Genomic DNA, 20,961 nt, shown 5'->3' on the forward strand with positions numbered 1-20,961 from the left:
TGCCTTTCAAGCATAAAAAAATCGCCTCAAGGGCGGTGCGGGTTTCGGTCGGTTTGGCCGAGTTTATTCAGACGCAGGCGGAACCCATTCCGGAATGAACCCACCGGAGTTTCGCCAGGCCTGCGCTGCCTGGATTACCTTAATGCTCCACCCGAAGTTTTCGCCTGGCCGCAAGCCGGTTTCGAGTGTTTCCGTGTACCCATTTGCGTGTTGCACATCATAGGAGCACGCGCCGACGATCTTGGACATATCGGTTAGATTGTGGTCGGTTTCGTGGCTTGGAAAGAAACCATGGAAATTGGTGATGACGGTTGTCTTGACGTTGATTTCTGTCATTCCTTTTCCTCACGCGACACGCTGATAGATGGCTACAGCACCGGCTTGCCCTCGGCATCGCCACGTGCCCGATAAGCCGGAAGATCTGTTACCGTCCGAACTGTCGGCATAGCCCGTTGATGCTGTGTGCAAATAGCAGGCTCGTGAAGCGTTTCTGTTGATCCCGGCGGGTGCAGATGCCCAGATGATGTGCCCAATTGGAAAGATGGTTTCGTTTACATTTGAGCCGTCGTAGACCATCCCAACCTTATGAAACCCACCGTCGTTCTCTTCTGCGACGAGAGCGTTGGCGCTGTCATCCCAACCAAAGTACCTGTCCGTATTGCTGTTCGCGTCTCGGAAAATCAGCCAGTTATCACCGGCCCCAGCACGGCCAAGATAAATATGGTTGTTCGACAGAAGCTGCCCGGTTGCCGTGAGGTTGCCATTTATCGTCCCGCTTACATCAGACCGCAGAAGCTGGCCCGACGTCAGGCCGCCGACGGTACCGGCGTCGTAGTTTGTCAAACCCTGCGGCCCTTCCGGCCCCGTAGCACCAACCGGTCCGACGTCACCCTTGGCCGCAAGCAGGCCCCAATCATCCGGCGAAATGCTCGGGTTCTGACCGATGCTCACCCGCAACGAGATATAGGAAGATCCGTTGTAGGTGACCGTTTCGTCATAATTGTACGTTTCGCCCGAAGTCCAGATACCGCGATAGCTCAGCCCGGGATCACCCTGCGGGCCTTGCGGACCTTCCGCGCCCGTCGGCCCCTGCGCGCCGGTATCACCTTTCGGGCCTTGGATACCTTCCGGACCTTGCACGCCCTGCGGGCCTTCCGGACCCTGAATGCCCTGCAACCCCTGCAGGCCGCGCTCCCCTTTGGCGGTGACAATGTCCCATTCGGCCGCAGCATCTTCCGGGGTGACGCCGGTGTGAGCCGCCACGCAGATGAAGTAAGACCCGTCATGGCTGACCGTATCCCGCTCGACGTAAGCGGTTGCCACGTTCCACGTTCCCCGGTGGTTCAGCCCGACAGGACCGGCAGGGCCTTGAATGCCCTGCGGCCCCTGCAAGCCCTGCGGCCCGCGCCCGAAGTTGACGCCCGTCGACCAGGCGCCGACCGCGTTGGAGAGCTTCCAATAAACAATCCCGGCCTCGGTATCGAGAAAGGACGTGTCTTTGGGTTCAGCGTCATAGGCTGCACGGTCGGCCGTCAGGCCGGTGTAATCCGGGTCGAATGACTTGCCAATCGGCCCCTCTGGACCCTGCGGGCCTTGCGGTCCAATCGGTCCTTGCGAGCCAGTCGGACCGGATGGCCCTTCGGGACCGCGCGGGCCTTCCGGACCTTGATAGCCGGTAGGGCCTCGCGGACCTTCATAGCCGAGCGGACCGCGTTCCCCCTGTGGTCCCTGCGGACCGGCAGGGCCTTGCGGACCGGACGGACCCGTGGGGCCTTGGTTGCCGACCGGGCCTTTCGGCCCTTGCGCGCCTGGAAGAGATGCGATTTCAAGAACCTGCTGCAGCGTCGGCAAGTCCTGATTGTCGGCCGCATCAAGCGCGTTGATCATCCGCCGGCCTTTCAGGTCAAAGCCGCCGTTGACCTCGATCAGCGCCCGGGTGGCGACCGACTGCATGTTGATCGCCGTCCGGTCCATGGCGCGTTCCATGACCGCCGGGTCAATCTCACCACCCGCCAGGCTGTAAGGCTGATCGTATTTGCTCACCAGCAGAACCGTCAGCGTTTCGCCTGCCTGCAAGGCGCTGGCGTCAAAGAGCACGGTACCGGTGCCGAAGTTGCCGCCGGTAAAGTGCCAGTTGCCCGGGCTTTGCTGATACTGCCAAACGGTAATCACGCCGGTTGTTGTCCGGTGCGATACCTGCAGGTTGTTTTGATCGACAAACTGGAAAGGCAAGTCGACACGATCCGTCACGCCGTCGCCCGTGATCTGGGCGCGGCCTTCGGTCAAGGCTGCTACTGTCATGGAGTTCCCTGGTAAAATTTGAGATCAGAAATTGAGCCACGGTCACATTGGCGGCTCGAAAAGGCTCTCGCCGGATTGACCTGTTACGTTTATCCGCCAGATCCTTCTGGAAATCTTGTATCTGCAGGTGTCAGCAACTCTTTCAAGGTCTGGCTACCGAGGTCTTTCCCTTCCCAATCAGGAAACTGCCGGTCAAAAGCCTCCTCCAGATTGTGCGCAGAACCAGAATCATTGCCTTTCGCCAGCGTCTCCGCAGCTTCCTCAGGACTCAGCCCATAGCCTTTTGTCAAAAGGGTCCACTTTTCAAACCTGTCGACAAGATTGCGTTCTCTTTTTGCCAACACCGCCGACTGCGGTGCCAACGCCAGAACCTTTGCGAGGTTTTCGTACGCTCGTAAAATGACCTCGGGTTCGTTGCTCCGAGTTCCCTTGCTCAAGGCGGCGGCATAACTCTCCGGAACAACGCCCTTCGTTTCCACAATCTTGAGTGCAAGTGTGTCCCGGTCGATTTCGCCATTTTCCAGAAAGGTGAACGCCCGGTCCGCGTTCTTCTGGCGCTGCGGTCCCCGATCCCCTTCTTCAGAAGACAAGAGCCAGTTCGCAGCTTCAATGTTCGCGATATGCTCCTTTTTTGCGACTTCAAGCTGGCCGATCAGTCGTGTTTTCTGCCTTGGGTCGAGCAAACCATTTGCTTCGATCTCGGATTTGTCGAACTGGCCAAAACTCGCCTCGATGCGGCGTTCGATCTTGCCAACTTCCCCAGCAGCAATCGCCGCTCTGCTTTTAACGGCATTTACCTGCATTCGGCCCAGTGTTTCACCAGGCAGCAGTTTCAGCCGCTCTGCCAGAACCTGGCTTTCGTCCGCAAACGCCTCCGGCCTGTCGGGACCATTGACGGTCTCACCCACCTGTTCGAGCTCATTTCCTAAACCTTCCGGTCCTGCAAACTCTCGCCTTGCAAGTTCGTCGCCGATTGCTGGTAGCAGTTCTTCAAGCGGTCTTGTCTCAGCCCACGCCTCTGCCAGTGTCTCGCTTAGTTTCGCATAGGCTGCCTTTTTGCCTTCGGTTGGCAAGGGAGCAGCCGACAGCAACGTTCTTGCCTGTTCGAATGCTTCTTCGAGACCATCCGGGTTCTCGCTCACCTCTGATGCCAGCCGGATGCCTTCTTCTTCCAAACCCTGCTGGAAATAGCGTTCGTTTTCCCCCGCCTCAATTGCAGCAAAGCCGTTGATATAGCGGTCGCGCTGCGCCTCCACGTGGCGGTTGAACGCATCTCTTGAACCTGCAGGCAGTTCCTTGAGCGCCTGCTCTCTAGACTTTTCAAGATGAGCCATCATGGCCTCGGTGAAGCCGAAGCCGCCTGGTTGCACCTGCCGCTGTTCCTCCGCAGCCTTTTCCTTCAACCTGGCGTCAAATTCCCGTTGAGCCATTTGAACTTTAAAGTCCTCAATTCGCCTGCGTCTTTGAGCAGCGGTCCCGGCAAGATCACCGAAAGCCCCTGCCGAACGGCGGATTTGTTGTCCCAGCCCTGCCACAGCTTCTCCAACCGCGGTGTCAGCGACAACTTGCGGACTGCCAACGCCCGGAAGGCTGTCGGCACCATTGAATTTCTGCAACCTCGCCATTGTCAGTACCGTTTTGTCACCTGAATTTGAAAGCACCGTTGTAGGCGGCATTGCCAAGCGTCGTGAATGCCTGGGTAACACCACCCAGCATGGCACCGGTGGCGCTGATACGGCCCACGCGGCGGCTCGAATGTGCCCGCTCCCGGGCCGTTTTCGCCTCGAAGGTCAGATTGTCCCGCTTGCCTTCCGCGCCATACCGAATTGCCTCGATGCTTTGTGCCGCTTCAAAGGCATTGTCGTCCGCGACGTCAGTCAGCGAACCGGTTTGCGATAGCCCGCGTTCGGCTCCGGCAGCCCGGTTGAAGCCGAGTGCCCTTTCGTATTTGTCCAGGGTTCGTTTTCGCTCAAAAGAAGCCTGGGTCTGGTTGACCGCCTTCTGGCGGTCGGCCAGTTCTGCACGGCGCTCTTCCGCCTTTGCCTGGGCATCTGCCTGCTGGCGCGCGCCCTGCGCTTGCACAGCGCCGCCGGCCAGCGATCCCGCAACGGAGACCGCAGCCAATATTGCTGGGTGACACATGAATTAAGGCTCCACGTCTCGGCCGAAATTAACGGCCAGGATGGTGCAGGGTTTGCCGCCGCTGGCTGCCAGCGTAAGCTGCCCCCCGTCTTCCCATCGCGTTTCTATTGGCTGGTCGAGCACCCCAGTGCGCAAGGGCGCCGGCTCTCCGGCAGGATCTCCCGCACGGTAGTAGATCAGCTCGTCCAGAAAGGTTTCGTCTGACCCGGCCTTCAGGGTTCCGGTGTTCAGAACCGCGATGCTGCAATTGTCCACGCGCATCTTGCGGCCCATGGCTGAGCCATCCTGCGCATTGACGGGAAACGGCAAGGTCTTCGCCCTCGCCGAAACATTCAGCCCGACCAGGATCTTTTCCGCTGTCTGGCCATTCGGCAGGCTCGCTTCTCCGGCGGTGACAGTTGCCGGATAGTCGGTCCCATCGGCATAAAGGATCACCTCTTCGCCTTCCAGATGCTGAAGTCCCGAGACCGTGGTTGCCGGCTGGCCTTCGTAGCGCGCTCCGCAATCGAGATGCCATGCATCCTCGATCATTCCACCTGGAAACGGCCGCTGCATGATTTCGATGTACCGCCGCACCTGTCCGTCGATGGTCCGTTTCACGATCATCCAGACGGTGTCCGCTCCAGCGCCCGAAAGGTCTGCCATACATTCCACCACACCACCGAAATCGTGGCGCTGCATGCCATAAACCTGCTGCTGGCGTTCATAGGTGAAGCCGATCCCACGGCCTTTCTGGTCCCACTGCCAGATGACGCTATCCGGATATTGCTGGTAGCAGGCCCCGGAAATCCCATCCTGAAACAGATGCGACTGCACCTCGCTCACCGCCTGCGACACCCGGCCATCGGAGCCGAAGTCATAGGCCATTTCGCGCATGTCGGTTCCATAAGGGCCGTAGTAGATCAGCACCGACCCCACCTTGATCGGGCTGACGTCATTGGCTCCAAAATTCGTCTCAGGCTTCTGGTCGACATTCTCCGGCCCATAAGGGTCCTGATCGGTCGCCTTGCCGACGGCACGCACCGCGCGGGTCGTGCCGACAATCAGGTCGTTATCGTCGACCAGCCACTGGATCCGGTTCACTTGTCCGGAAAGAATGCCCGCGGTCACCGCGTCGGATGCCTTCAGGACATGGGATACGGAAAAATTGGTGAAGTCCTCCGTCTGGCTTTCCCAGATCTTCTGTGGTTCCTCGCTGGTGCCCGCGAAGGCGAGCCTGTTCTTGTGCCAGCCGATCGTTTCCGGCCACCCCGTCGTGCCGGACCATGCCCCCAACCGCCAGATGCTTTGCGCCTTCGTGTCCTGCAGTGCCTGACCGAACAGCTGCACCTTGACCGAGGTTGCCGACTGGCGGCTGTGGATCCGGAACCAGCGCCAGAAGCCGTCCGACCCGCGAAACCGGATATGCCGCCCGACATCAGACGCCTGAAAGCCGGCACCGCCATTGATGCCACCTGTCCCTGAAGCCGTCAGCGTGAACGGGCTCTGGTCGTTGCCTGCCTGGTGAAACACCAGTTGCCCGATTGCGGAATTGTCCGAAGCAGATCCGCCTCCTTGCGTGAAGCTCAGCCGGTAATGAGTAAAGGCGGTTTCGTTGTGAAAATCATATTCCCGCCATTCGTTGGAGGCCCAGGTATCCTGACCGTCCTGCGTATCCAGAATTGTCCAGTCGGAGCCGTTGTTCGACGCCTCAATGTTCCACTGCCAGGGCATGTCGTCGTTCTGGCTGTTGTCGTTCGGCGCCTGCAGCATGTAGGCGTCGATCACGACGCTGCCGGGGAACTGGTATTGCACCCAACCCGTTGCCCCGGATGAAAGCACTGTCTTGCCCTCCGACCGGCTGAACACCTGCCACGCCGAAGCGCTGCCGTTGGAGGCAGACACCACTCCGCTCGGGGCTGTGGCAGCCGTCGGCGAACCGACATCGGAATAGATGGAATAGACCATGTCGCCGCTGTCATTGGCGACATTGTCGGCGATCACGCCTTCAGCCGTCGCAATGATGCGCTCTTCCTTGCGGCGTCCCCAGTAAGCGCTGATCCGCTCCGCCACCCGGTTCATGGCGCTGTCGCCCCGGCCCGTTGCGGCATAGCTTGCCACCGTCTTGGCACCGTATTTCTTGGCCAGGCGGTGCTTGTAGGCCTTCATGTCGCTGGCGGTGATCTTGCTGACACCGATCTTGTTATCACTGTCATCGATCACCGTCGGCTCGGCATCATCGAGGTCTTCCCAGTACGGCACTTCAATCTGGTTGCCACCGGCCTTGAAGCGCTTGCCGATTTCCGGTGCCGGACCGGCCAGAATGCCGGATTTTTCCAGCATGATCAGCTTGGCCGGCTTGTTCTCCGCCATATAGGGGGTGAACACACGCGGGACGACGATGTCTGAAATTTGAGATGTCATTGAATTTCCTTTGATTTTGACAATTTTCCGGCTCTAACGGACTGCTGTCGATGGCGCACGTTTCCTCGCCATGGCCGCAGGCAATTTGCCAAAAAGTCGCCCCTTCCAATTTTGAAGTAGCTGAAGCAACGTTCCGGTTGAAAAAAGAAATACGCAGTTTTGGAGGACTTCCGTTTCCTCGATTAACGGGGCAGAAATCGCTCAAAGCGGGTAAGATCGCTCAGCCGAGGTGGCAATATCGCGATGACAGTCACAGGCCTGCGTTGCTTTGACGGCAAAGCGCACAAAGGACTTCGCAAGTGAGCAAGGATCTGGCGTCTGATGGATCCGATTTGTGAGGTAATGCATCGGACCACGTAAATTTGAGGGGTCGTTCAGTTAAACGACAACACCCTTGAACCCGAACAACTCCGGGTTTCGTCCAGCAGAAAGGATAAGCTGCTTCGCCTTCGTCGGCTGATGGTCCAAAAGGAAGGCCTGCTGTTCGAGGTCGGGTTTTCTCACGTCGAATGGATTTGCATTCTTCAGATTATCAGGCTGGAGCATAGAGCGAGCTCTACTCGGTTTGGCGCTCGGAATGGGACCGTTCTCAAAAGCCTCACCGCTCTTCGGTTCGCTCAAGGATGGCGGCGGAATATCACTTTCGCCACGCAACGCGGGCTGACTATCCCTCGAACGGTTGTCATCCGCTGCCAAATGAGGTCTCGGCATCGGAAACGGAGCAGAAACATGGTTTCGTAATCTGTTGCCATGCGCCGACTGACCATCCAATTCAGGATCTGACTGCGCCGATCCTGCAGGTAAGACATCTTTGTTGCCGATCAGATCTTCGGTAAAGCCTGGGACTGGTTTTTCAAATTGATGCCTTGTTGAATTCAGCAATTCCTGTGGCGAAATCCCGAAAGACTTCAGGACCGTCCCCGCCACGCTGTTGCTATTTTGGTTGTCGATTCTGTAATCAAGGTTTTGAGCATTGATCCGATCAATAGCCCTGCGAGCTCTTATCCTGTATGCCTCGATTTCAGCCGGCGTCCCCGCGATAATTGTTGTCTGGTTGTCGACGAGATGCCCCATCCTTGAAAAATTATCCAAGTGACCTTTGATCGTATCGCTTCCGTCCCAGGGTTTTCCTATTGGAATTATATTATTTTGCCTGTCATGTGAAAGTCCGTTGACTTCCCAGATCTGCTTGCCGGTTTCATCATGAGCTGTGATGACAATATGTGAGGCAACTCCAAACAGCTTGTACTCACCGATACGTATCGTTTGCTGTCCGTGATTATCCATTACTTGGCCCTTATCTAAATGTTGTCAGTCCAACCGCCCTTTTCGCAATACCATTTCGGTGCGGAAATCAACGAACTTTCCGAGCCCTCCCGACTGAGGCAAAGCTCACCTTTTCGGGATTTTTTTTGCGTATAAATATACGGGGGAGGCGGTGGAAAACCGAGAAATGCGGCGGTTCTTTTGTCGGCATATTCTTGCTTCACGACATAAGTCATATCTTGAGTTTTGTCGCAAATTCTCACTATTCGAAAATATTCGTTGTATACGCGAGAAATCCTCTCCTGATCCGCGCCAGCAAGACCGGTTTTCATTTCTTTCTCAAGCCGTTCGAAAATCGGTCCGGGATCACAGGCCGAAGCCACCGTTTTCCCGTTTGCACCTGATAAATTTCTCTCTTCATCTGACGCGCAGGCAACGAGAAACAGGCCCAACAAAATGCCCGATAGTCTTGATAGTTTCACAATCGAACTCTCCGATTTCGATCTTTTGATACCGGCATATTGTTCATGATATGTTCCAAAAAACAACCGTTAATTGCATCCGGTTAGAAAGCCAGGCCTTCGCACCGGAGACTGAAAAGATCGCCAGATTTTTCTGCCGGGGTGTCTGACCTGCTCCACAGACGGATTGCTGGCATCAGGTGGCACGATTGCTCATGGCACAGCACGACTTTGCAGGCAGGTGTCAGCTTGTGCAGGTTTATGGAAATGCGCAATAAACCGACACCTGCCAGCGAGTTTCATCTCTCTTCGAGCGCTGTGGAAAGTGGTAGGCTCGCAGGCCGCAGGAAGACCAAAGACTGCATCTTCAGGCACTGGAGCTGGTCGGCAGAACCGGGTTCGGCGCCGGAATAGACAACCATGGTATTTTCCTGTCCGCCGTCGTCAGACCCGGCGAACTCGAAGACCGATGTGCAAGGCGTTTCGAGAACCTTGTCCCGAAAGGAAAACTCGAAATCGCCGAACTTCGTCATTGGCGGCCCGAATTCGACGAGGGTGCCTCGACCGTCCGTGACCTTCATCAACTCAAAAATCGATAATCCGAGCGACTGAAAGAACTCTCCTTTCGGTGCAAGGACTTCAGTCAATTCCGTGCTGTTCTCGCCACTACCTTCTCCCGACCCCGGCTTCTTGGCCAGATCGACATTGAGAACGGTAATCGTGTTGGAAAGCTGGTAATCCAACACATCCACCGGAATGCTGTAATAGTCATTCCGTCCATAGGGCAGGTGCGAAATGCGATGCCCCGGGACATCCGGAAACTGCTCCGCATTTTGGTCGATTTCCTCAGGCGAGAAGCCCAGATAAACCACGCGGACGTCCTCCGCGACCCGCACCTTGAACGTGGCGGGATCGAGGCTTGATTTGACATAGCCCTCAATCTCCGAGCGAAGAATTTCAGGCTGCTGTTCCCACGGGATGGCGGAACCATCTGCAGCCAGGCAAACCGACGGGAGAACAATGATCCCGGTCACTTTGAGAATTGCCCCTAATCCTTTGAAACAACGAAAGGTGCTTGTTTTCATTCCGGATCCCTCAAAATATGATCGCTCGCGAAGAAAAGCGTCGAAACGCTGAACAATCAGAATATGTTCATTATTTGTTCCAGATCAACCCTTAATTGAAATCGGCACGAAAACCTCTTCCGAAATCGGCGGCATTTTCAGAGACCGAACAATCTGGGATCCCGCCCCGCTGCGACGATCATCTGCCGTGCCCGCAAGGGGCTGTTTTCCAGAAGATCCGACTGCTGCCTGAGGTCCGGATTGCCGGTCTCGAAGGGATTGCCCCCCTCCCCACCCGCGCCGAAACCGTTCAGGCCGTCTTCCGCAAAGGCGCTGTCGTGGATGAAGGCGAGCAGCTTCACCGCCACGGGGTCCGTCACCTGCTGCAAACCGTCGCTGCCAGCCGTGGTCAGGGCGCCTTTTTCCGCAAACCATCCTGTCAGGTCCACCCCGGCCGTCTTCAGGGTGCTCAGCGCCCGGTCGGCCTTGGCAATGGCGTTCTGATAGCCGTCGCTGTCCGGTTCGCCATATTCCCTGACCAGGGACAGGTGCGCTGCCTCGGCCGCCTGGCCCTGTTTCTGCGCGGCGTCAAAAGCCGCTTCCTCATGGGCGGAAAACTGCTCTGCCATCTTGCCCACCCACCGGTCGTGCAGCTTCTGCGCTGCCTCGGGGTGAAGCCCCGCCTCCTTGAACCAGTCTCCGGCTTCCTGCGCAAAGGCCCGGTCGTAGGGAAAGTTTTCCGGCAGCGTCTCGGGCATCTTGAAGCGATAGCCGTCCTTCGGCGTCCAGCGGCTGGAAACATCGGCATAAAAGGCCGCCTGCTCCTCGCTGCCGGCATCCTCGCCCGGAACCCGCAGCGCCCCGGACAGTCTGTCTTCCAGCGAGCGATAGCTTTCCAGAATGCCGGCGGTATCGCGCCAGCCATAGCTGGCGGCCATGTCCCGGTCGGCATCGCTCAGGCCGTCGATGAAACCTCCCCCCTCCGAAGGGTAATACCCCATACCATCGTGTCCAGAACCGTCTTGCCCGCCGGCCTCCGGTCCTGCCGCCGGGTCGATCGCGTCGTACATCGTCAATATTCCTCGTCAGTTTCGAACTCGGGCAGCATTTCCAGCCGGGCGGCTTCCTGCAGCGCGGCGTGCTCTTCCGGCGGAATGCGGATCATCGACAGGATGCGGGCATAAAGTGCCTTGCGCCCGTCCAGATAACCGCCCGCCCTCGGCTCCAGGTTCACCGGCGGCGCCTGGTAGATGCCGCATTCGGCGGCCAGGTCCGCCAGCACGATTTCGCCGTCCGGACACAAAAAAACGGACCGATAGGCCCGTTCCAGCATTCCAGCCCGCTCCCGGCGCCGCCGGGCGGCTCGTTTGAGGCTACGCCAGACCATCCAGCCCTCCTTCGCCGCCCAGGGCCTGCAGAAGCGGCGCCCCGTCGCGGGCGATCCGCGCCATGCTTTCGCCGGTCGCAAGCTGCTGCTGTTGCTGCTGCTCGGCCGCCCGTTCCTGCCGAAGCGCCTCCACCTCTTCCGGCCGCCGCCTCAGCTTGGCGGGAAGCCCTAGCGCGCGGCGGGTCAGGTCGTATTCGGCTTCCCGGTCGTGCAGATCCAGAATGGAGGGATCGGCCCCCGCTGCGATGCCGAGATACTCCTGGAAGCCCATGATCGCCTCGAAATGCCCGGCCTCGCGCATCTGGTCGATGGGCGCCGTCGGCGTCAGGGTCACATCGCCCTCCAGCACGCTTTGCGGCGGGGTAAGGGGCGAACCGGGGGCAAAAGCGCCCCTCCGGCCCAGAATGCCGATCTCACGTTCGAACAAGGCCTCGTTTCCGGCCATGATGTTGGTGGAGAACGGCCCGATCATGTCGGCCATTTCCTTGCGGCGGATATTGGCTTCCGTTGCCGTGCGGCCATTGCCTTCCAGCAGCGTCTGCCACAGGTCGCCATAAAGCCCCACCCGCAGCTTCTCGCGGATGGTCTCGATCTGCGCATCCGCCGCCCCCGGGTTCACCGTGTCAATCATCGGCCGGAACAGCGGCCGGCCCTGCTCGTCGATCAGCCCGGGGTTGATCCGGCCGGGGTTGAGGTCAAGCTGGCGCTCCTGCGCATGGGTGGCGATCGGCGGGCGCACCGCCTGCGAACTGGCAATCAGCCCGTCTCGTGCCAGGCTCTGCAGGCTCTTGATGTCGCTCATCAGCTTTGCCTGCGGCGGCGAGCCATAGGGCGACAGCCCGTCCCGGTCCCACCGGCTGATCACCAGCGGATATTCGAAGAAGCCGCCCCGCCGGCAGATATGCCCGCTGTCTTCCTCGAAGTGGATGCTCTCGAACCGCGATTTCCTGGTGTCGGTTGCCTGGGCGTGACCGCCTTCGCGCACAAAGCAGGCATGCACGAAAGTGTAGTCCGTGTTCTTGCGCTTCGCGTCGGCCGCGTCTTCCTTCACCTTGGGCGACACCTTGCCGGCATATTCCTTCACCGCCTGCCACGCCTTCAGCGTGCGCACCCGAAAGAACCCGCAATCGTTGCCCTGGGCATCGATGACCAGGTAAATCTCGTAAAGCGGCACATAGCGGTAGTGAACCGGCGTGCGGATATCGGCCAGGCTGTCCTCGTTTTCGACCGGAAACAGCACACCCGTCCCCAGTTTCACGGTGGACAGCAGACGCGAGCGGTTGGCCAGCGCAAAGCCGGAACGCCCCGAATACCGCACACGGAACAGGTGATCGCGCACCAGTTCGAAAAACTCCTCGTCCGCCTGGCTGGGCGCTGGCGCAAACGGATCGCCGAAGCCGACCCCATGCCAGGGAAAGCCTTCGGGCATGGTCAGCGAGCCGATGCCGGAAGCAAGCCTGTCCAGCAGCCAGACGGCGGTCGGGTCGTACAGCTTGCGCGACCGGTCCCGGGCGGCAGACCCGCGCAGGGCGCTCATGCCATCCCGGGCACTCACGCCGCCGGGCCGGTTGAAGGCCCGCTCCATGTCCGGCGCCGTATAGGTGACATAGTCCTGCCAGTCCGCCTCCACCCATTGGCGTTCCGCCCGGGCCGATTGCAGCTCGGTTTTCAGATCGTCGACAATCCCCATCACGCACGCCCCAAAAGTGTGACACCGGGCCGCGAGGCACTGCCGTAATCGGCAACGCCCAGCGGGCCGGTCAGGTTGGTGGCCCGGGTGTTATAGGCGGCGGCCCGGCGCCGGCGCCCGTTTTCCTGCAGGTTGCGCGCCTGCCGCTGCGGGTCGGGTTCGCGCGGCGGCGGCGGTGTCGGTTCCGGGTCCGGCTGCTTGGAGCCTCCCCCACCAAACATGCACATGGGTGGTCCCTTTCTCTCAATGTCTTGAAAACGTGTAATCGGCGCCGCCTGCCGGCACGGCGGCAGCGCCTCAAGGCCGGTCCGCGCAGGCGGCCGGAAAAAAATCGAACGGACGTATCCGGCAGCGCCAAGGCGTTCCTGCCGGCCAGGCCGCAATTTTCCAAAGTACCGGTATGAGGTCTGTTTTAGCCCTGTTTTGACGAAGCGTCCAGCAAGGCCAGATGTCTGAACCTGTTGTTCAGACACGCATTTCCGGAAAGCTCTTGCCACTCAAAGGCTTTTTGAAGCTTCCCGGTTGTGCGCCCTGGGCGGTGTTTTTCACCGCGCCCCGGTGAAAGCTCCATCCAGCGGCGCGGCTTTACCGGGCGCTGCGGCGGCCAGCGCCGCCGGAACGTTTCCAGCCGGTGCGGCAGGGGCCTGCCGCGCGGCCCGCCTGCTGTTGTTTTTGGCGTGCGCCTGCCACGCCCTGTCCCGAACCCGGCCGACATTTGCCTGAAAGTCTTCCGTCAACAAATGGCGCTGTCCGGTCTCGTCGTCATAGGTCAATGTCATGCGCGGGCCGTAGCCGTCCTCGTCCGCCGGGGCCTGCTGCCTGTCCCGGCCGGTCTTGTCATTTGGCATTAGATGCCATTTCGCGGCGCGCACACCCTGTGCTTTCAGCAGGTCCTCAACGTCCTTGCGCACGTAACCATGGCCGTCTTTTTCAAGATCCGGATAGGCTGTCTCAACCGGATATTTCATTACGGTCCCTTCCGCCTCCGGCGCGAAGGCCGAAAGACCCCACATCTGCTTGAACCGGTAAATCGCATAGTCCCTGGCAGCCTCCTTGTGGCCGCCCAGTTCGACATAGCTTTGCCTGAACAGCCTTTCGTAATCCGCAAGCGCTTCCGCCTCTTCCGCGGCAGTTCTGCCGATCTGCCGATATCGGTCATAGGAACTTTTCCGGGCCAGATCAGCAGACGCAGCCAAACCGGCTGAGGCGTCAGCAACATCGGCCGCCGTTGTGGCACTCTCGCCGTCCAGCTTGCCGGTGCCCACTTCGGCGCCAACTGCGCCGGCTCCAGACACGCTGCCCTCAGACACGCCGTTTTGGCGCGCCTCCTCAAAACCAGGGGCCAGAATCGCGGAAGAGCCCGGCAGAACCGGCTTCCCGCCCAATGGCACTTGCCCGCCATCCATCAGGATGGTTTCAGAAGAAAGACTGCCGTCCTCCAGCCGCGGTGCCGTAAGCGGCGCATCTGTCGCCGCCACCGGGGCCGCCGCCATCGGGGCCGCCGACAACAGTTGCCTGACTTGTCCCCGGCGCAGCTCTGCGTCTCTCGTCAGGGTGTCAGTCAATTCTTCGCGTGTTGCGCCGCGGTTTGCGGCCTGCTCCACGGCTCCGCCGGCCTCAAGCGCGTTCTGTATCCCCTGCAGCGCCTGCAAGGCCTCTTCCTCATCCTCGCTGCCGGCAAACGCCCAGTCGATTGCGCTGCCCACCGCGCCTGTCAGCGCGTCCCGGCCATAAACGTAAGCGCCAAATGCCTCCGATCCTTCGACGGTTGTAGCAATTTCGGCCATTTTCCGGATCACCAGGTTGTCCGGATAGGCTTCGCCATAAAGCTGGGTCAAGGCGATAATGTCGTCCAGATTGCCCAGAACGTCCCAGGCCTTTTTCAGCGGCCCGACAGGCGTCAGCGAAACGGCCAGGTCGAGGCCCGCCTCCGCCGCCATGGACTTCAGATCGTCCTCTGTAAACTCCAGCCCCAGCTCTCTTGCCGCCTGCGCAAACGGTATGTTCCGCTCGTCCGCACGTGCCTGAACCTTGTTGAATATCACCGGCGCGGCAAGGCCAAGAACGAAAACCGGCGCGCCGTTCTTGACCAACTTCTTAAACCGCTTGCCAACGTTGAGTTCAATCGGTCGGTGAGCGTTCTTAATCTCGAGCGCTGCCTCGAAGCTTTCAGGAATCTTCGGGTGACTTTGCTCTAGATTGTGAAAAGCACCAAATTTTTGGCTAGTCGAGTTCGCTGCGTGAACAATTGTGTCGTGCTGTTGCGGTGTCAGCGGTACATCCGGATGGGTGAGCATCGAGATCATCAGGGATTTGAAACTCATCCGTCTGAATTTCATGCGCTCAAGTGCATTGTCGGCATTGAATTTGTTATCTAGAAAAGCACCGTCCGCACTAATAACGAGAAAATCGTACTTCTCTCTGTTGTTTCTATTCAGCATGAACTGCCGGACATCCATATCCCAGCCTTCATACCCCCCTCTGGACGAGTTTCGCCTATTATCCGGATCGAATTTCTTCTTAGCCCGCTCGGATTTCACCTCGGATGCTGTGAGGATCTTGTTGTTGTAAGTTCTTTTTTTCAACCAGCCATCGAAATGCGGCAGATATTCAATCGCAATATTGTTTGTGAGTTCTGTTGTTCCAACGCTTGGTACATAGAGAACCTTGTCGCCCAATCCAGCAACGGCATCAAGAACAGAAAATACTTTGTTCCTTATTTGTTCTTTTGGTAATTTTTTTTCGACAGTATAGGCGAGCAACGTCCCGACCTTGGCATGGTCGAGTGCAACGACTGTTTGCTTGCTCATCACAAGCCTCCTTCGTCTTGCTCGATGTAACCACTATCTAGCAAAAATTCGACACACGCCTTTGACCGAACAGATTCGTATTTTCCCGCAAGGACATCGCAGGCAGTAAACATACCAAAACTATACAGGTGCCTGGCTTCGTGAGGATACCCGGATTTCAGGCAGTACCATTCGTAAAAGTCTCCCATGAGTATGTGAGCCTCTAGTGGCCGGTTGTCCCATTCCGGATCCCCCCTGCCAACGGCTCCCCCATTGGCGTCAACAACTTTCAACCACTCCATTTGCTGAGCAGTCGCATCTCTAAGTTCCGGGTCTTTTAGCAGAAGTTCAGCAAAACGCTGCACTTGGGAGAGCCTGGTACTCACAAGGAAGACCTCTGGATCATGTCGATAGATATAATCGACCGCCTCTTGCCCCCCTTCTTCGTAATATGCCTGCAATTCTTCCCGCCAGCCGGTAATATCTTCAAAATCCGCCATGGATGCTGTGTCCAAACTATCTCAAATGTTACTAATTGTTCCGAAACTCTCTCAGCCCCGCTTTGCGGTGGCGATCAATCCTTCCAGCCCGAAGTTTTTCATGATCGGGCTTATTTCACTGGCATCTAACGCAACAATCTTCTCCATCAAACCTCCTCGCCCGGAAAGGAGATATAGCGCGCATAATTTTCCTTGATGAAGTCTCGGGCCTGTTCAGTTCTGAGTGATGTCAGCCTGCCCTCCTCAAGATCGATGGCCAGCCATGTCGCAACGATCATGTCCCTTTTGTCAAAGCGAACCGGAGCTTTCATCAGGTACCATTTCCTGAAATCAATAATGGTGTCATGAGCCTCGAGCGGGTTCAGCTCTACAAACTCATCATCGTGAACTTCAAGATCATGCTTTTCGGCATAGGCCGCAAACCAGATTTTCTTCCGTAAAGCCTCGTGCAGCTCTTCATCACCGCGGATCAGTTCAACCATCTGCACGACATTCTCATATGGAACTTTAATGCCACCGTAGCGCTTGTTGCCGGCAAAGAAGGCCCTGCCTTCTTCCGTTTTCTCAAATGCGGCCAGCTCTTCCCGCCAGCCGGTCAAATCTTCAAAATCAGCCATGGGTCCTGCGTCCAAATCCCCTAAAAAATGTTCATTCTTTGTTCCTGAGAGGATTGTGGTTGGTCCATTGGATTTTTGCAACCTTTCGAGGGCAGCTTTCCTGAAGGCTTCCCTTGCCGCGGCCCTGGCTATCGTTTCTCTTCGACCGACGCTCCTGGTAATGCCCCCGCCTGACCGGCCAAAGCAGGCAGGGTCGGGCTGGCAGGGGCTCTTGCTGCGGCTCAGCTCATGAATTACCGGTTGCCAGCTCAAAACCTTCGTCGATCCAGCCGGTCACGCCACCTGCCATGATCTTCACCGGGCGTCCCAGTTCCGCAAGCCGCAACGCCCCCCGTGCGGCACCGTTGCAATGCGGGCCGGCGCAATAGGTCACGAACAATGTCTCCTCCGGCCACCTGGCCATCTTGGAACGGATGATCTTGCCGTGGGGAAGGTTGATCGCGCCGGGCACATGGCCTTTTTCGAACAGCGCCGGACTGCGCACATCCAGCAACACAAAGCCAGGCTCGCCCTGAAGGGCGTCGTGCACATCCCAGCAATCGGCCTCGAAGGTAAATTCAGCGGCAAAATGTTCCCGGGCGAGATCGCTCGGTGCGGCCGGAACAGCGGTGACATTGTTGGTCATGAAGGTCTCCTTTCCCGCTGTTTCTCGCCCGTCTGAACGCCGATTGGCAATTGGCGTGATTGACTATATACGTAAATATCATGACAAAAGACACAGCCCCTCAAACCGCGGCCCCCTCAGCTCTGGAAGGCCCGCTTGTTGTCGCCCTGCTGTACGATGGGCTCTGCACGTTCGAGTTCGGTATCGTCGCCGAGATATTCGGTCTGGCCCGCCCCGAATTCGGCACCGACTGGTACCGCTTCGCCAGTTGCCCGGTCGAGGAAGGCCCCTTACGCGCCCATGGCGGCCTGACACTCCTGCCAGACCATGGCCCGGAACGCATAGCCGAGGCGGACATCATCGTCGTGCCCGGCTGGAAAGGGGCGGATTACCCGGTTCCCCAAGCGCTTGCCGACCGGCTTTGCGAGGCACACAGCCGGGGCGCGCGGCTCGTGTCCATCTGTTCCGGTGCGTTCGTGCTGGCAGCCACCGGTCTGCTCGACGGTCGCTCCGCCACCACCCATTGGCGTTACGCGGAAAAGCTGCGCGAGCGGCACCCCGCCGTCACCGTCGACGAGGCCTCGCTCTACCGTCAGGAAAACCGGATCTACACGTCTGCGGGCAGCGCCGCCGGCATCGATCTGATGATCGAAATCATCCGCCAGGATTACGGGGCAGACAAGGCCAACTCCGTTGCGCGCCGCCTCGTCGTTCCCGCCCACCGCACCGGCGACCAGGCTCAGTTCCTGGAACGCCCCGTCGCTCATCGCGAGGGCAACGAAATCGCACCGGTTCTGGAGCGGGTCAGGCAGGCGCTGCAGACGGCCTGGACCATTGAAACCATGGCGGCCCTCTGCCGCCTCAGCCCGCGCACCTTCCAGCGCCGCTTCACCGAAGCAACGGGGCTGACACCGGGCGAGTGGCTGGTTCAGGAGCGTCTGGAGGCCGCCAAGGAGATCCTCAGCCGGGGCGACGACGACATGGAAACGATCGCGGCCCGCGTCGGTTTCGGCAGCGCCCACGCGCTCCGCCACCACTTCCGCAAGAAACTCGGCCTGCGCCCAACCGACTACCGCATCCGCTTCGCTGCTCGCACGGCCTGATGCCAGCGGCCTTGCCCCAGCAGTATTGTCCCAGCAGACTTATCAAAGCGGCGGACCATGGACATATTTCCCGAATGCAAGAACCTTCCCAAACGTAATCTAAGTATTTCCTCCGAACCGGATCCTTGTTAGCCTGATTTTGAATAATTCAACCGGCGGGGAAAGCCATGAAACCGGATATTTTTCACTTGGTTCTTATCAGGCCAACGAAATATGACGACAACGGCTATCCGATTCACTGGCACAAAACTTCGATACCGGCCAATTCACTTTCTTGTCTTCTCGGAATTTCCAGGGATTGCGAACATAGGCAGGTTCTGGGGCCTGAGGTGGAAATGGTCATCCAGGCAATTGACGAAGGCAACACCCGCATCCGACCGGATCAGTTGATCGCCGGTATTCAGCGGCGGGGCGGTAAGGCCCTCATCTGCTTCACCGGCGTCCAGAGCAACCAGTTTCCGAGAGCTGTCGATCTTGCTCGCCCATTTCTCCTGGCCGGCCTCCCGGTTTGCATCGGCGGCTTTCACATCACCGGCTGCATGGCCATGCTGCCGCAGATGCCTGCCGATATGCGCGAAGCCGCGGATCTCGGCATCAGCTTTTTTCTGGGCGAGGCCGAAGGCGGCCGGTTCGACCCGGTCCTGCGCGACGCCTATGCAGGCAAGCTGAAACCCATCTACGATCACCTGAAAGACTTGCCGTCCCTGCCCGGTGAGCCGGTGCCCGTTGTCGATCGGGCGCAGGTCGAAAAATCGACTCTTGGCTATGGCAGTTTCGATCTCGGCCGTGGCTGCCCCTTCGAGTGCAGCTTCTGCTGCATCATCAACGTCCAGGGGCGCGGCAGCCGGTTCCGATCGACGGAGGATCTGGAGAATATCATCCGCGACCACGCAAGAATCGGGGTCACCAAGTTCTTTGTCACCGACGACAATTTCGCCCGAAATCGCAACTGGGAAGCCTTTCTCAACACGCTCATCCGCATGCGGGAAGACGAAGGTCACACATTCACGCTGATCATCCAGGTTGACACCCTCTGTCACAAGATCCCGAATTTTATCGAGAAATGCGTACGTGCCGGTGTTGATCAGGTTTTTATCGGCCTGGAAAACATCAATCCGGACAATCTGGCAGGCTCCAAGAAACGGCAAAACAAGATCACCGACTACCGGGAGATGTTCCTGGCCTGGAAGAAACACCCGGTCATCCTGACCGCCGGTTACATCATCGGCTTTCCCAACGACACCCGCGCCTCGGTCCTTCACGATATCGACGTCCTCAAGCGGGAGCTTGCCGTCGATATCCTGTCGCTCTCCATCCTGACACCCTTGCCCGGCTCGGAGGATCATCGCGATGCGGTCGCCGCCGGCACCTGGATCCATCCGGACCTCAACCGGTACGACCTCACACACAATGTCATCCGCCATCCGAACCTGCCCGGGGAGGAACTGGACAAGCTCTATCTGGATGCCTGGGCCAGCTTCTATTCACCGGACCATTGCCGCACGATTCTGCGCCGGGCTGCCGCCCTCGGCAGCAACAAGAAGATCGCCACCATGAATCGGCTGATCATTTACGGAACCGCGTCCCGGCTGCACAATGTGTTTTCGCTCGATGGCGGCTTTCTGCGACTGAAATACCGCAAGGACCGCCGCCAGGGTCTGCCTCTGGAAAATCCGTTGGTCTTCTATCCGAAATATTATCTCGAAACCCTGCGGAACCTTACCATCCTGACTGCCACCCGCTGGCGCTATCTGCGTTTCATCAGGAAACTCTGGTCAGATCCGAACCGCTTCGCCTATTCCGATCAGGCAATTGCATCGGTGGAAAAGGCCGAGTTCGAAACGCTGGAACTCTACACCGCGACCCGCGGCGGCCGTCAGGCAGTTGCCACCCATCGGAAAATGGAAGGCATCAAGCAGCGCGCGCGCGGAACGAAGGTGGCAAAAGCTTAAATCGTCTGCAGATACTTCTGCAGCTTCTCGCGCTGCGGATAATCGGCCAGAAAGTTGTCCGAGTTCACCTGAAATATGCCGTCCACGGTCACTACCGTGCCGCCCGGTTTGAAATGCGCCGCGCAGAAAAACGGCAAGCCGGGCTTCTTCAGGTCCCACTGCAGAAAACCGCCGCCCATCGGATATTGATCGCGAGGGGCCATATGTTCGTCGTGCCGAATCGTGGGCATGACCTTCACCAGCCGCTTCGGCCCGGTCACGGTTGCAAGGCTCAAGGCGCGGGTCTGCAGATCGCGGTATCCCGCAGCGCCGCGGTCCGCCAGAATGCCGTCATGCACGGTCGCGCGCCGCCTGTCCGCCTCCTGCGTTTCCTCCGGCAGGCCATACCGCCCGCCTGATCGCAAGGTCGTGCCCTGAAACTCGAATACTTCCGGCAGCGGCAAGTGCTTGAGGACCAGCAGCTTGAACCCCTGGTCCAGGCGACCCTTGTGATAACCGATGTTTTCCTCGGTCCTGCGATAGTCGGACAGAACGATGGCATTCAGTTGAGAGATATTGCCTGCGAAATGTTTCGTCATCTGCCCGACAGGCAGACCATCCTTGGATGAAGACAAGGCTGAGCCTCCAGATAAAAACGTCAAAATAGCAATGGCCGGACGCTACCAGCCTTCCCGGTTTCGAA

19 protein-coding genes are annotated in these 20,961 nt (G+C 58.6%); 2 read left to right on the top strand and 17 right to left on the bottom strand.

What is annotated here, in order from left to right:
• Positions 1-63: 63 nt before the first annotated feature.
• The 16 genes from J7447_RS12120 to J7447_RS12195 form a co-directional block, all read right to left on the bottom strand.
• The gene (locus J7447_RS12120; protein WP_168684601.1) at positions 64-336 is read right to left on the bottom strand and encodes a hypothetical protein; all 273 of its coding nucleotides are present in this window, start codon (positions 334-336) and stop codon (positions 64-66) included.
• A gap of 9 nt (positions 337-345) precedes the next feature.
• Positions 346-2,301 carry a hypothetical protein gene (locus J7447_RS31295; RefSeq protein ID WP_286189123.1) on the bottom strand — a complete coding sequence of 652 codons (1,956 nt, stop codon included), beginning with the start codon at positions 2,299-2,301 and terminating at the stop codon, positions 346-348.
• Between the two features lie 89 nt (positions 2,302-2,390).
• Complete coding sequence (locus J7447_RS12130) at positions 2,391-4,022, bottom strand: hypothetical protein (protein ID WP_209169712.1); 1,632 nt, start codon at positions 4,020-4,022, stop codon at positions 2,391-2,393.
• Positions 3,943-4,443 (bottom strand): hypothetical protein, encoded by a 501-nt coding sequence (locus J7447_RS12135; protein ID WP_152533361.1) that lies wholly within the window; start codon positions 4,441-4,443, stop codon positions 3,943-3,945. The genes J7447_RS12130 and J7447_RS12135 overlap by 80 nt, the downstream gene beginning before the upstream one ends.
• Positions 4,444-4,446: 3 nt before the next feature.
• Entirely contained in the window at positions 4,447-6,846 is a 2,400-nt protein-coding gene (locus J7447_RS12140) for a hypothetical protein (RefSeq protein WP_209169713.1), read from the bottom strand.
• Positions 6,847-7,224: 378 nt separating this feature from the next.
• Positions 7,225-8,133, bottom strand: coding sequence for a hypothetical protein (locus tag J7447_RS12145; RefSeq protein WP_209169714.1), 909 nt, complete (start codon positions 8,131-8,133; stop codon positions 7,225-7,227).
• Positions 8,134-8,147: 14 nt separating this feature from the next.
• The gene (locus J7447_RS12150) at positions 8,148-8,594 is read right to left on the bottom strand and encodes a hypothetical protein (RefSeq protein ID WP_209169715.1); all 447 of its coding nucleotides are present in this window, start codon (positions 8,592-8,594) and stop codon (positions 8,148-8,150) included.
• 278 nt (positions 8,595-8,872) lie between these two features.
• The gene (locus tag J7447_RS12155) at positions 8,873-9,658 is read right to left on the bottom strand and encodes a hypothetical protein (protein WP_139314135.1); all 786 of its coding nucleotides are present in this window, start codon (positions 9,656-9,658) and stop codon (positions 8,873-8,875) included.
• 137 nt (positions 9,659-9,795) lie between these two features.
• A complete protein-coding gene (locus tag J7447_RS12160; RefSeq protein WP_209169716.1) occupies positions 9,796-10,707 on the bottom strand; it encodes a hypothetical protein in 912 nt (303 codons plus the stop codon).
• 2 nt (positions 10,708-10,709) lie between these two features.
• The gene (locus J7447_RS12165; RefSeq protein ID WP_055655554.1) at positions 10,710-11,024 is read right to left on the bottom strand and encodes a hypothetical protein; all 315 of its coding nucleotides are present in this window, start codon (positions 11,022-11,024) and stop codon (positions 10,710-10,712) included.
• On the bottom strand, positions 11,011-12,714 hold the full coding sequence (locus J7447_RS12170) for a portal protein (RefSeq protein ID WP_209169717.1): 1,704 nt from the start codon (positions 12,712-12,714) through the stop codon (positions 11,011-11,013). The genes J7447_RS12165 and J7447_RS12170 overlap by 14 nt, the downstream gene beginning before the upstream one ends.
• Positions 12,714-12,935, bottom strand: coding sequence for a hypothetical protein (locus J7447_RS12175; RefSeq protein ID WP_006936041.1), 222 nt, complete (start codon positions 12,933-12,935; stop codon positions 12,714-12,716). Before J7447_RS12175 ends, J7447_RS12170 begins: the two co-directional genes overlap by 1 nt.
• A gap of 324 nt (positions 12,936-13,259) precedes the next feature.
• The gene (locus J7447_RS12180) at positions 13,260-15,524 is read right to left on the bottom strand and encodes a hypothetical protein (protein WP_209169718.1); all 2,265 of its coding nucleotides are present in this window, start codon (positions 15,522-15,524) and stop codon (positions 13,260-13,262) included.
• On the bottom strand, positions 15,524-16,003 hold the full coding sequence (locus J7447_RS12185; protein ID WP_023000427.1) for a hypothetical protein: 480 nt from the start codon (positions 16,001-16,003) through the stop codon (positions 15,524-15,526). The genes J7447_RS12180 and J7447_RS12185 overlap by 1 nt, the downstream gene beginning before the upstream one ends.
• Positions 16,004-16,149: 146 nt before the next feature.
• Positions 16,150-16,620 (bottom strand): hypothetical protein, encoded by a 471-nt coding sequence (locus J7447_RS12190; protein ID WP_209169719.1) that lies wholly within the window; start codon positions 16,618-16,620, stop codon positions 16,150-16,152.
• A gap of 226 nt (positions 16,621-16,846) precedes the next feature.
• A complete protein-coding gene (locus J7447_RS12195; protein ID WP_023000422.1) occupies positions 16,847-17,245 on the bottom strand; it encodes a rhodanese-like domain-containing protein in 399 nt (132 codons plus the stop codon).
• A gap of 80 nt (positions 17,246-17,325) precedes the next feature.
• Between J7447_RS12195 and ftrA the strand changes: the two genes are divergently transcribed.
• Together ftrA and J7447_RS12205 are read left to right on the top strand one after the other, a co-directional pair.
• Entirely contained in the window at positions 17,326-18,327 is a 1,002-nt protein-coding gene (ftrA, locus tag J7447_RS12200) for a transcriptional regulator FtrA (RefSeq protein ID WP_209169720.1), read from the top strand.
• A gap of 335 nt (positions 18,328-18,662) precedes the next feature.
• The gene (locus J7447_RS12205) at positions 18,663-20,279 is read left to right on the top strand and encodes a radical SAM protein (RefSeq protein ID WP_286189124.1); all 1,617 of its coding nucleotides are present in this window, start codon (positions 18,663-18,665) and stop codon (positions 20,277-20,279) included.
• Here the strand turns inward: J7447_RS12205 and J7447_RS12210 are convergent.
• Positions 20,276-20,893, bottom strand: a complete 618-nt coding sequence (locus J7447_RS12210) for a hypothetical protein (RefSeq protein ID WP_055655573.1) — start codon at positions 20,891-20,893, stop codon at positions 20,276-20,278. The genes J7447_RS12205 and J7447_RS12210 overlap by 4 nt on opposite strands.
• Positions 20,894-20,961: the final 68 nt, after the last annotated feature.

This window comes from Labrenzia sp. R5_0, assembly GCF_017743835.1.
Lineage (GTDB): Bacteria > Pseudomonadota > Alphaproteobacteria > Rhizobiales > Stappiaceae > Roseibium > Roseibium algicola.